This window comes from Acinetobacter apis, assembly GCF_900197575.1.
Taxonomy (GTDB): domain Bacteria; phylum Pseudomonadota; class Gammaproteobacteria; order Pseudomonadales; family Moraxellaceae; genus Acinetobacter; species Acinetobacter apis.
In genome coordinates this window covers 29,846-42,256 of the sequence record NZ_FZLN01000004.1, presented here as the reverse complement: position 1 = coordinate 42,256, position 12,411 = coordinate 29,846, and the positions used below count along the sequence as shown (strand labels likewise).

General features: G+C 34.6%; 12 protein-coding genes. 6 read left to right on the top strand and 6 right to left on the bottom strand.

Annotation, left to right across the window (positions count from 1 at the left end):
• The first annotated feature begins 4 nt into the window (after positions 1–4).
• The 4 genes from icmH (at position 5) to CFY84_RS09625 (ending at position 3,982) form a co-directional block, all read left to right on the top strand.
• Positions 5–808 (top strand): type IVB secretion system protein IcmH/DotU, encoded by an 804-nt coding sequence (icmH, locus tag CFY84_RS09640; RefSeq protein WP_088824139.1) that lies wholly within the window; start codon positions 5–7, stop codon positions 806–808.
• A 14-nt stretch (positions 809–822) separates the two neighbouring features.
• Complete coding sequence (locus tag CFY84_RS09635) at positions 823–1,323, top strand: hypothetical protein (protein WP_088824138.1); 501 nt, start codon at positions 823–825, stop codon at positions 1,321–1,323.
• A gap of 1 nt (position 1,324) precedes the next feature.
• Positions 1,325–2,239: a M15 family metallopeptidase gene (locus tag CFY84_RS09630; protein ID WP_088824137.1), complete on the top strand. Its 915-nt coding sequence runs from the start codon at positions 1,325–1,327 to the stop codon at positions 2,237–2,239.
• 534 nt (positions 2,240–2,773) lie between these two features.
• Positions 2,774–3,982 carry a multidrug effflux MFS transporter gene (locus CFY84_RS09625; protein ID WP_088824135.1) on the top strand — a complete coding sequence of 403 codons (1,209 nt, stop codon included), beginning with the start codon at positions 2,774–2,776 and terminating at the stop codon, positions 3,980–3,982.
• A gap of 49 nt (positions 3,983–4,031) precedes the next feature.
• Here the strand turns inward: CFY84_RS09625 and CFY84_RS09620 are convergent, their stop codons facing one another.
• The gene (locus CFY84_RS09620; RefSeq protein ID WP_088824134.1) at positions 4,032–5,126 is read right to left on the bottom strand and encodes an NADH:flavin oxidoreductase/NADH oxidase; all 1,095 of its coding nucleotides are present in this window, start codon (positions 5,124–5,126) and stop codon (positions 4,032–4,034) included.
• A gap of 449 nt (positions 5,127–5,575) precedes the next feature.
• Between CFY84_RS09620 and CFY84_RS09615 the strand changes: the two genes are divergently transcribed.
• Complete coding sequence (locus CFY84_RS09615) at positions 5,576–6,196, top strand: exopolysaccharide biosynthesis polyprenyl glycosylphosphotransferase (RefSeq protein ID WP_322852950.1); 621 nt, start codon at positions 5,576–5,578, stop codon at positions 6,194–6,196.
• Positions 6,197–6,240: 44 nt separating this feature from the next.
• The gene (locus CFY84_RS09610) at positions 6,241–7,653 is read left to right on the top strand and encodes a mannose-1-phosphate guanylyltransferase/mannose-6-phosphate isomerase (RefSeq protein ID WP_088824130.1); all 1,413 of its coding nucleotides are present in this window, start codon (positions 6,241–6,243) and stop codon (positions 7,651–7,653) included.
• Positions 7,654–7,675: 22 nt separating this feature from the next.
• Here CFY84_RS09610 and CFY84_RS09605 read toward each other — a convergent pair whose 3' ends face one another.
• Genes CFY84_RS09605 through CFY84_RS09585 form a run of 5 tightly spaced genes read right to left on the bottom strand, consistent with a single transcriptional unit; the run spans position 7,676 to position 12,401 of the window.
• Entirely contained in the window at positions 7,676–8,473 is a 798-nt protein-coding gene (locus CFY84_RS09605; protein WP_088824129.1) for a glycosyltransferase family 2 protein, read from the bottom strand.
• Between the two features lie 15 nt (positions 8,474–8,488).
• On the bottom strand, positions 8,489–9,508 hold the full coding sequence (locus tag CFY84_RS09600; protein WP_088824127.1) for a glycosyltransferase family 4 protein: 1,020 nt from the start codon (positions 9,506–9,508) through the stop codon (positions 8,489–8,491).
• A gap of 12 nt (positions 9,509–9,520) precedes the next feature.
• Positions 9,521–10,660, bottom strand: a complete 1,140-nt coding sequence (locus tag CFY84_RS09595; protein WP_143218783.1) for a hypothetical protein — start codon at positions 10,658–10,660, stop codon at positions 9,521–9,523.
• A gap of 7 nt (positions 10,661–10,667) precedes the next feature.
• Positions 10,668–11,597: a glycosyltransferase family 2 protein gene (locus tag CFY84_RS09590; RefSeq protein ID WP_088824123.1), complete on the bottom strand. Its 930-nt coding sequence runs from the start codon at positions 11,595–11,597 to the stop codon at positions 10,668–10,670.
• Between the two features lie 33 nt (positions 11,598–11,630).
• Positions 11,631–12,401, bottom strand: a complete 771-nt coding sequence (locus CFY84_RS09585) for an acyl esterase (protein WP_088824122.1) — start codon at positions 12,399–12,401, stop codon at positions 11,631–11,633.
• Positions 12,402–12,411 lie beyond the last annotated feature (10 nt).

The window sequence follows — 12,411 nt, the reverse complement described above, 5'->3', positions numbered from 1 at the left end:
TGTCTTGAATTCAATCAATAAAGCGCCTTCCTTATTTGATGATGGTCAAATTGGTGCACTTGAAACACAAATTCCACCATCTAAAGCACAGCCATCTAACTTAATTGATTTGCTTTATGATGGTTTCTATATTGTTTTTTTACTCAAAGACCAATATGTGCCATCAAGTGCTCATCAATTTCGTGAAAAAATTATTGAGCTACTGAATGAATTTGAATTTCAAGCCAAAAAGATGCATTTTTCAGCGCCTGATATTCAAGATGCGAAATATGCTTTTTGTGCCTTGGTCGATGAAGCCATTGCAACCCAACAGCATGCGCGTTTTTTTGAATTACAAAATGTATGGGGAATTAACCCCTTACAGTTGAGCCTTTTCGGTTCACAATTGGCAGGCTATCAATTTTTTGAAAAGCTTGAAACATTACGTGCCCATGGCAAACAACGTTTAGCAGCACTTGAAGTATTTCATTACTGCTTACTCCTTGGTTTCCAAGGTAAATACCGTATTGAATCGAGTGAAATTTTAAGTAGCCTTACTGCACGAGTTGGAGATGAAATTGACTTTCTAAAAGGCAATAAAGCTGCATTTTCACCATTTTCAGCACTGCCTGATCAAATTCGTAATGTGATTCATCGTGAATTGCCTTTTATTTGGATTTTAATCTTTTTATTGTTGTTCTCTGTATTGGCATTTTCAGGGCTGTATTTCATATTGAATCAACAAAACCAACAGCGCTTTATCAACTACCAAAATGTGATTGAATCTGCACCTGCAGAACAAGCCAATATCACGATTTACTTGCCGTAACTTGAGTAATACCAGTGGCAGATCAAAAACGATCCATACGTATTCTTGACGTAACAAAGCAAAAGCCAAGTCAGCCCAAATACCGCTTTATTCGGTGGGTCGGATTGTCTTTTGCTTTGAGTACAGCGCTGTTTTTATTGTGGTATTTCAAGCTTAAAGATCCATCATTGGTGTCTTCAATTGAGTCAAGCTCATCTAGAGTCATTGCATCTGATGAAGCGAAAATACGTTCTGAAAATCCACCTACACAAATACATGCTGATTTACAGCCGATCATGACTCAAGAGACAGAACATTTGCCACCTGCAACCTCATCAGCCGTATTAGAACATACAGCAAGTCATAATCCACGTATGGACTCACCATTTGCATCATTAATCGCAAATGAAACACCGCCACCAAAACAGGCAGAGACACATCCATCTCCCAGCCCTGTATTACCCTCGTCAATGTTGAAACTACTGCCACAGCAGCCCACCCACCCACCACATCGCTCTTCAAAACAAGCAGATTAAAATGGTTATTTTTCTTGTCATTGGTTTTATTGTTTTAGCGATTACGCTCAGCATGCTGTTGTCTTATGAACTGCGCCATCAGTTAATTACATTAATTACCCAACTACCCACACGCTTGCAAAAAAAATATCAAACTGTGGCGGAAACAACACATGATATGACTGTGGCAATTTCACGAGAAAAAACACAAACCCATTGGTATGTACAACAGTGGTGGATTTTAATTTCAGGTTTTTTAATTTTATTTAGCATTGTCTTGTTTACGGTAACACGACCAATAGACCCTATTCGTGTGGAAGCAGATTATTTAAAACATGCAGATCCACAAATATATACTTTATTAAATGGTGAAGTCCTGATTCCACCACCAGAAGAAAATAAAGAGCTGATCCATGCTGCAATTGTAGAAGCGATACAAATTGAAAGAAAATACCGTGCTGATCACGGTTTAAATGAACAACGTTTTGAACTTGAAGCACTGTATCCTGACAGCAATCCAATTGATCGCAAATGGAACCGCATGAATTCAAGATATAAACAGCGCTTACTTATGGTCTTTAAAATCATGAAAGAACGCTATAATTATGATCTTGTTTTATTAGAAGGTTACCGCAGTCCTGAACGTCAAAATGGATTATCTCGTGACAGCAACACCACACATGCAAAAGCATTTCAAAGCTACCATCAATTTGGCTTGGCAGCAGATGTTGCTTTCAAAAAAGGCAATAAAATTATTATCTCTGAGCGTGACCCATGGGCATGGAAAGGCTATCAGCTCTATGGAGAAGTGGCTGAATCCGTGGGTTTAACATGGGGAGGACGATGGAAAACCATACAAGATTATGGTCATACTGAGTACCGCATGCCACACTTAAATAAAACCCCAGAAATGGCTGAAAAACTCACTTCGGAATAAATTTGGATGATTAAGAGCGCTTGGCTATGCTCAAAAAGTAAGCCAATTTCTCAGCAATATATCCACAATATGTCATATTTTTAACATAAATTGTCTATATTGTTAAACATAAGGTTTTAAAATAATGTTGACCATGAATGGGACTTTTTACCCTTCATGCGTGAGGTAAATAGACTTCATCTCAACAGATTCAAGCGCATTAACACACATCATATGAGCGAAATACTGTACAGATCTTAAACAGCTGTTAGATTAAAAATGAACTGCATGGAGGCACTTGGTCATTTTATCTAACTCATCTGTTCTGTTACACCACCATGCCAAATCATGCGCTTTGATTCACAATCATTTAAGCCAATTTAAATGATATACAACGAAAATATAGTTTATTGACTTAAGATACATCATCAAAAAATACACAATGGCTTTCATATTTCCATCAGACAGCAAAATATCCAAGCCCTTGTCATCGCTGCTTTTTTATAAGCACTTGATTATAAAAATCTCCTTATTTTGCTGTCTTTTGAGTTTTTTATGCAACATAAATCTTATTCATTGACATGGATCTTTGTCTTAGCGACCCTAACTGCATTGGGTCCATTTTCTATTGATATGTACCTCTCGGCCCTGCCAACCATGGCAAAAGACCTGTCGGTCAGTACAGCTGATATCGCAAGTACCCTGCCTGCTTATTTTCTAGGGCTTGCATTTGGACAACTCATTTATGGGCCACTGACTGATCATTTTGGACGGCGAAAACCGCTGTTTATTGGCTTATCCATCTATTTAATTGCCAGCCTTGTCTGTGCCTTAGCAACCCATTTAGATGTGTTGCTTATAGCTCGTATTGCACAAGCCTTAGGTGGGTGTGTTGGTGTTGTGGTTGCCCGATCTGCCATTCGTGACCGCTTAGAGGGCATTGAAGCAGCACAAGCTTTTTCATCTTTAATGATTGTACAAGGTTTAGCCCCTGTCCTCGCCCCTTTAGTGGGCAGCTTAGTGCTGTATTTTGTAGATTGGCGTGCTATTTTTAACTTCTTATTTTTGTTTGGTTTGATGGGCTTTGTTTTAGCGTGGTTTAAATTTCCTGAAACCTTACCTGTTGAACGTAGACAACAACATACTGTTGGTTCAGCATTCAGCAGTTATATCAGCTTACTCAAAGACCAAAGCTTTATTATTCCATCTTTGGCCAGCGGTATTTTAATGGGCATGATGTTCACCTATATTAACAGTGCGTCAGAAATCTTTATTGATCACCTTCATATCTCTGCCGGTTGGTTTTCTGTTTTATTTGCCATTAATGCCCTTGGTATTGTGTTTGTGTCTAACCTAAACCGTATCCTCATTAAAAAATACAGTGCTTTAAGTTTATTAACCTTTGGGGCATCATTACAGCTCATCGGTGCAGTGATTTTAAGTGTGGTAATTTTCACACATCATATTCATGTGATTACAGTCATGATTGGACTGTTTTTGATTGTTGCATGTGTTGGTTTTATTGGACCCAATGCCACTGTACTTGCACTTGCAAATCAAGGACGCCGTGCAGGTCAAGCAAGCGCTCTCTTAGGTGCATTACAATTCTTTTTTGGATTGGTGTCTGGCGGACTACTCTACCTCTCGCCATTGAATCTTGAAATTTCTGTGTGTTTGGTGATGCTGCTTTATAGTGTTGTAGGTACTTTGCTGATCAAACGGATTAAACAACAGCATCCGATGGCAACTAAGCTTGCGAGCTAAAAAATAGACATAGACCAAGATTTGTATCTGATCTATGTCTGTTTCAATATTAAATGCTATAGCGTTCAAGCCAATGCGCATATGGTGCAGGTAATACCCAAGATGGTTTATCTACATTTAATTGCTGCGCTAGAGTGTACGGGTAATGTGGTGATGCCAACATAGCACGACCAATCATCACCACATCCAATTGTTCATTTTTCACCACAGATGCAGCAACTTCTGCTTTTGCAAAGCCCCAAGCTGATGCCACAGGCAAGCCTGTTTCACGCCGCACACGCTCAGATACATCGGCTAAGAAGCCATCGCCCCATGGGATATTGGTTTCAGGAATAGTGAAGCCGACACTAACACTCACCAAATCAACACCATGTTGTTTAAATTGCTGAATTAATTGGATAGATTCTGCCACGGTCTCTTCGTCTTGACCATCATACTCAATCACCCCAAAACGCACGGTTAATGGTAAGTTTTCAGGCCATACTGCTTTGACTGCTTGTAATGTTTCTAACAAAAAGCGGCTGCGGTTTTCAAAGCTACCGCCATATTCATCTGTACGCTGATTGCTGTGTTTTGAGAAAAAGCTTTGTGCAAGATAACCATGTGCAAAATGAAGTTCAAGCCACTCATAACCTGCATCACGTGCACGCTCTGCCGCTTTTACAAAATCTTGCTGGGTCTTTTGAATATCGGCAATACTCATTTCTTGAGGAACTCGCGGTAAATCTTTACCAAATGCAATACCGGATGGTCCAATAGGTTGCCAAGCATTTGGTGCTGATTCAGGAATATGATCATCCCCTTCCCATGGCGTATTGGCACTCGCTTTACGACCCGCATGTGCAATTTGAATTCCTGCCACAGAACCAGCAGCTTTAATTTGGTCTGCTACTTTTTTAAGTTGTTCTGCTTGCTCGTCATTCCAAATTCCCAAACAGCGCGGTGTAATACGACCCTCTGGTGCAACAGCTGTTGCTTCTACAATCACAAGTCCAGCTCCCCCACGAGCCAGTGCGCCGTAATGGACTGTATGCCAGTCATTTGCAACACCATCTTCTGCACTATATTGGCACATCGGTGGTACTGCAATACGATTACGAAGTTCAACATGTTTTAGCTTAAAAGGAGAAAATAATTCAGGCATTTTGAGTCCTTATCTATTGTTTAATGATGTTGAATATACGATTTACATTAACTGAATCTGATGAAGCCAAGCAAAAATTTAATTGCGTAGATTTGTAAATATATTGAAGATTTTACCTAATGATATATTGTTATACATATTAAATTCATTGAATATATTATTAACTTAAAATTAAAATATTGATTTTTAAAATTAAATGAAAACAGAAAGGTATGTATTTTATATATGAGTTTGTATTTACAAGTTAATTTTCAATGATATAAATAACACCGTCATCTATTGCTAAGAAAAAGAATTATACGCTAACATATATACGAGTTTTGCTTACAATGGATGGTTGGCTATAAAACCATTAAATTGTTCATTTTATTCACAAAATAGAATATTTATACACAAATATGATAATACAACCAGAAAGCACCGAAGATACTCTTGCGATGTATAATGATATGGATACATTAAGAACTCCTTTTACTGGTTATAATAAAATCATTAAAAGACTTGAAGATATTATTATTTCTTCAATTATAATTTTATTAATTTCGCCAATATTGGTCATTATTGCAGTCATGATTAAAATGACCTCAAAAGGCCCTGTTTTATTTAAACAAGATCGGCATGGTTTGAACGGAAAAATTATAAAAGTATGGAAATTTAGATCCATGTCTGTCATGGAAAATAGCAACACTGTGACACAAGCAACAAAAAATGATGTCCGAGTCACCAAAGTTGGTCGCATCTTACGCCGTACATCGTTGGATGAATTACCGCAATTTTTTAATGTTTTATTCGGTAGTATGTCTATTGTAGGGCCGAGACCGCATGCCGTTTCTCATAACGAATATTATCAAACTTGTATTGAAGACTACATGCTAAGACATATGGTTAAACCTGGGATTACCGGTTTAGCACAGATTAGTGGTTGGCGTGGCGAAACCGACACATTAGACAAAATGCAACAACGTGTGAATTGTGATTTAACATATATTCGAACATGGAGTTTATGGTTAGATCTTAAAATTATTTTTTTGACCATTCTCTTTGGGTTTATCAGTAAAACAGCGTATTAACGCACTCATTCAAAATTAATTTATAAATGGTCGGACACATTAATATGGAAAACAAAATAGTTCCTGTCATCATGGCGGGTGGTAGCGGGACACGTTTATGGCCACTGTCTAGAAAACAATATCCAAAACAATTCTTACGCCTTGCTCCTTCTGGACATACCCTCTTACAATCGACCTTATTGCGCTTGAAACAATTAAATTGTGCAGCTCCAATTCTTATCTGCAATGAAGAACATCGCTTTTTAGCAGCAGAGCAAATTCGTGAAATTGGTATACAGGCAAAAATTATATTAGAGCCTGAAGGTAAAAATACAGCACCAGCAATTACATTGGCAGCGTTATACCAAGAAAGTATCGACCCAAATGCAACTTTACTTGTGCTTGCAGCAGATCATGTAATTGAAAAACAAGCAAAGTTTGAAGAAAGCGTCCGTTTGGCAACCCAACTTGCAGAACAAAATAAATTAGTTACGTTTGGTATTGTACCTACCCATCCAGAAACGGGTTATGGATATATCGAAAAAGGAACACCTGAAAGTAATGGCTTTGTGGTACAGCGTTTTGTAGAAAAACCAGATGAAGCAACTGCTATTGAGTATGTGAACAGCCAAAACTTTTTATGGAATAGTGGCATGTTTATGTTTAAAGCAAGCCGCTATCTTTTAGCTTTAAAAACGCATGCGCTAGATATTTATAACGCTTGTCAAGAAAGCTTTAAAGCACCTACAACTGACCTAGATTTTATTCGTATTGATGCAGAAGCATTTGCACAATGCCGCTCTGAGTCAATTGACTATGCCATTATGGAAAAAACAACAGATGCTGTTGTAATTCCACTTGATGCGAAATGGAGTGATGTCGGGTCTTGGTCTGCTTTATGGGACATTCAAGATAAAGATGCGCATGGTAATGTTGCACATGGTGATACCATCATTGTAGATAGCCAAAATAACTATTGTCATAGTGACAGTAAGTTAGTGTCTTTACTTGGTGTAGAAGACTTAATTGTGGTTGAAACCAAAGATGCTGTACTTGTTGCACATAAAGACAAAGTTCAAGATGTGAAAAAAGTTGTTGAACATTTAAAACAAGCTGAACGTACAGAACATCAAAATCACCGTGAAGTTTATCGCCCTTGGGGTAAATATGACAGTATTGATCGCTCTACACGATATCAAGTCAAACGCATTACGGTAAAGCCAGGCGCAAAACTTTCGATTCAAATGCATCATCATCGTTCAGAACATTGGATTGTTGTAAGTGGCACAGCAAAAATTCATAAAGGTAAAGAGTCTTTTATCCTTACAGAAAACCAATCCACCTATATACCATTAGGTGAACTGCATGCATTAGAAAACCCTGGAAAGCTTCCATTAGAGTTGATTGAGGTTCAGTCTGGCTCTTATTTAGGTGAAGATGACATTGTAAGATTTGAAGACATATACGGGCGTTGTTAAGTTTTAGAAAGAAGGGGGAAAGTTACCCTTCTATACTCTTTTGACATTGCTTATTTAATTTAAGTCTTTGATTATCATATAACCAACCCCACTTATTGAAATACTGCCAAGCACTCTTTAAATGAGCTTTTAAGAGTGTTTTACTCTTATATGATCCTTGTTCATGTAAGTGAGTCACCTTTGTTAAAGGGTAGTATACGTTTCCAAACTTTTCAGCACATCGTCTAGATAGATCTACATCCTCCATGTACATGAAAAACCGCTCATCAAAACCATTAAGTTCTAATAACACTTCTGACTTAAATAACATAAAACAGCCATGTAAATATGGTACAAAAATTGGTTTTTTTAGATCAAATGTTTTTAACAGATAATGTTCATCTAGCTCTTCTGCATGCTTAGGTGAAAAGCGTCTTAAAAATAAATTTAAAGGAGATGGTAAAAGCCTTGCGCCGTATTGATTCTCACCATTCTCATAAACAATTCTTGGTAGAAAAAGGCCTTCTGGACGAGTGGATGCAAAGCTAACTAATTTTTTAAAGTCTGAAGCTTCAAAAACAATATCAGGATTACAAATAAGAAAAAAATCACTTTTTTTAGCAAACTGCTTTATTGCCACATTATGGCCATAACCAAACCCATAATTTCCATCAGATTTCAAATAATGTATTTTTTCGTGTTGAAAATCTTTTGCCCAATCAGATGAGTCATTATCGACTAAAATAACTTTATCAATTATATCTACTGCAATTAAACTTTTAAGCGTAGGTTCTAATTCATCATAAGTATGTTTATATATAACTATTGAAGCTATTACCATAATAGAACCTAATATTTATTTGTAATCAGATAAAATTTGGAATGTTTGTTTAGCACATTTATTCCAAGAAAAGTTTTTTACATATTCGACATTATCATTTATCGTTTCTTTTGATATACCACCATTCAAAATATTAAAGATTCCTTCAGAAATGGAATTAATAGAAGTTGGTTCTATCAAAATCGCTCGGTTTTTACACAACTCTTCTATTGCTGTTGTATTACTTGTTAAAACAGGAACAGCAAACTGCATAGCTTCTAAAGGAGGTAAACCGAAACCTTCATACAAAGATGGATAACAGAAAGCTAATGTATTTTTATATAAATATTGAAGCTCTTGGTCTGATACATGGCCTGTAAATATAATATCATCTGTATCTATTTCATTTATTCCTGACTCGCCAAAAACACGACTGACTCCTTTTTTTCCTACAATTACCAATTTAATATCAGACTTTGTCTCTCTTTTATAGTCGACAAATGCGGAAATTAGTCGCGATAGATTTTTTCTAGGCTCTAAAGAACCAACACTTAGGATATAAGGTGGTAAATTACTAAATTTATTATTTGCATTAATATCAAAGTCCATATCAGAAATATCAACACCATTGTATACCACTGAAACTTTGTCATCTGGAACTTTAAAATGTTCAATAATTTTTCTTTTAGAAAATTCAGATATTGTAATGATATGTTTAACTTTATGGACTAGCTTAGGCTGTAAAAATTTATACCACCAAACAAATTTAGGATTTAACCATTCTGGGTGGTCGAAAGGAACTGTGTCATGGATCGTCAGAACCTGATTAGTATAGGATAAGGGGCCTGTATTGCTAGGACACCATAATAATTTTTTTTCCTTACAATATTTAGGTAAAACTAATTGCTCCCATAAGTGACCTTTAACGCCTGAAGCAAACTTTTCTTCTGGACTAATTTGTTGAATTAACGAACTATCCCATCCTTCAATAATTTTTTTTGTATATCGCTGAACACCTGTTGTATGCCCAACTAAATTACGACAATTTACAAACATCTGAAATACCTTTTAATTTTTTCTTAGAAGAGAACTACTATAAGCATAATAATATGCAAGAATGATAAAATTATCTGTAGTAATGAATGTTATACTAGATGTGAATATTACAATGGTCAAAACACCAAAAGTATCAATTTTAAAGATATATATAGAAAATAAAAAAAGTAAGAATCCTAGATACCCCGTTAATACTATAATTCCATTAATTCCTTGTATCGGCTCTAAGCCATTCGCAGCAAATCTAATAATATTATTTTCAACATAGTTATCCACGCATTTAAATGAATTATCGCAACCTAAAGCTAGCGAATCATAGCTGAAATGTTGAATCATGTAGGATGAAGAAAGGCGGTGTGCTATTGACTCATTTTCTTGAGCAAAAATGAATTTTGAATCATTTATATTTAAATGATTTGCAATAGAAACAAAAAGAATTGAAAATACTAATATCAATAACATTCTTGGGAATTTATTAATTAAAGGTCTAATTTTCAGTATAAAAACAAGAATGATTGCTATAGATGATTTAGATAAACTTAAAATGTAAGCCGTAATTGAAAGGTATTTATACTTTCCTTTAAATTTATTTTTATCTATTAAAATTAATATCATAACTGAAACGCAAGATGCAAAGAAACCACCTTCTCTACTTAACCCGCTCATTCTTGGTAGAAATAATGTGACATATTGATTAGCATAACCAGCTGTTCCATATTTTTCCCCCCATATATTTTGGCTCAAACCTTGACCCGCAAACTGTAAAGCTAAGCTTGGGCTAGTAAAGTATAATATAAATTGTAGAATACAAAATAGGCATGATATAAAAAAAGAAATTTTTAAATAATCAACAATTTTATCTTGCATAAGATAAAGATAAACCACTCCTAAAAAAATTGTATTTAGCTTAATAAATAATACAAGGTCCATTTTAAGAAGTGCTAATAGATTCCACATTAGCATTACTAATAAATATTTTTTATTAATATTATTTACTTTAGCAACAAACTCAAAGTCAAAAAAAACTAGGAATATCCAAAAGTAAAGTGTAACACCAAATATATATGGGTTTACTAATGTTGCAATCATAGAGAAACTGATTAAAAATCTATTCCAATGTGAAAACCTAACTAAATTAGTAGATAATTGCATATTCAAGCTACTTAATAATTAAATGTAATATACTAGGGATACGATCAAACTGTTTCCTAAAAGATCTATTTATTGCAACTCCAAACAAGGATATTCTGACAAATAAAGTATAGCTTTTATAAAATTTTTTAGAGATTAGAACTCTATTTTTAATACTACAAAAATCAGCTATTTTACTTTTTCCTTTATCTGTTGAAGCACCTTGTTCATGAAAAACTATACTTTTTGATGCTATCCCTATTTTTAGATTATTCTGTTTAATTCGATTGCAGTAATCTATTTCTTCATAATACAAAAAATAATCTTCACATAGTAAACCAACTTTTTCTAAGCAAAATCTAGAAAAAAACAGTGATGCACCTACAACAAAATCTATTTTTTCTTCCCATTCTTCTTCATTAACTATATCAGTTATGGTTAAATCTGAACCTATTTCTCTAGTAGTGCAAAACCAGGGATTAATCGTCCCGCCTAATGCTTGTACTTTATACTTAGTTTCCATTTCTACTAGACGCGAACCACAAAGCCCTATATGTGCATCGCTTAGCATTTTTTCGACTAGAGCAGTCAATGCATCTTTATCAACCTCTGTATCATTGTTTAAAACCCAAGCATATTGCATACCATCTTGCATCATTGCTAATTTTAAACCTATATTATTACCACCAGCATATCCATAATTTTCATTGTTTTTGATAAGAATTATTTTTTCATTACTAACTTTAAAAGAATCTATGTCTCTCTCATTTAAACTTATTGTTTTATCCGCATGCTCCATTTTCAGATAGTTTTCTATTTTTTGGAAAGACTCTACTTTTGAATCATTATCACAAATAACAATTCTAAATTCATTTATGCATTTTAAATTTAATAAGCTTTTAATGCACTTCACTGTATCTTGATCAGAGTTCCAATTTAGCACTACAATATAGATCATATCTGTTTACTACTATTTGATAAATATAATTGGTTATCTCTTAAATTTTAAGAGAATACTGAGTAATTTTAAAGCAACCTTATTATTCAATAAGACATTGAATAATTTAGTGTTCGAGACTAAAAATTTGGTACATGTTGTAAAAAAAAATTGAATCCTTTTACGTTCTTCTTGTATTTTAATATAGTTATCCCTAGCTGTAAAAAAGCTATGATCTATATTACCTTTGCTTTTGTGAGTTAAATGAAAATCTACAACATAACTTTTGAGGCCCAAATTTGCAGCATTCTGACATAAATCTAAGCCATACAAGTGAAAACCTTTCATTTGAGTAGAGCAGCTTAGGTTATGTTTTGTATTTATAACCATAAAATTTTCATCAACACTCATCACCTGTGATGGAAAAGGGCCTTTTGTTTGATTTGGGCCATGAGGGTCTGTAATTTTTAGTATTACTTCACCCTTTTCTGTTACACCAGCATTACCAATGATTGCCCAATTAGGGTCTAATTGCTCTAGCTCATTAATTTTGTCTATCAAAATATTTTTTGTATCAAAATTAAAAATAATATCCTGATGACAAAAAATCATATAATCAGATGTACAGTGTTTTAATGCATAATTTAGTCCACTAAAACCATCAAAATCATTAGATTTTTTATTATCAAAATAAAAAAAGTTACAAGTTTGAAATCCTATACTTTTAGCACTTTCTACCATCTCCGTATATTCAGAAAAGCGAGTAACTAAAGTATAAAAAGATATTTTCCCCATTTTTGATTGTTTTTTTATGATTTCTTGCATTATGTAGGAT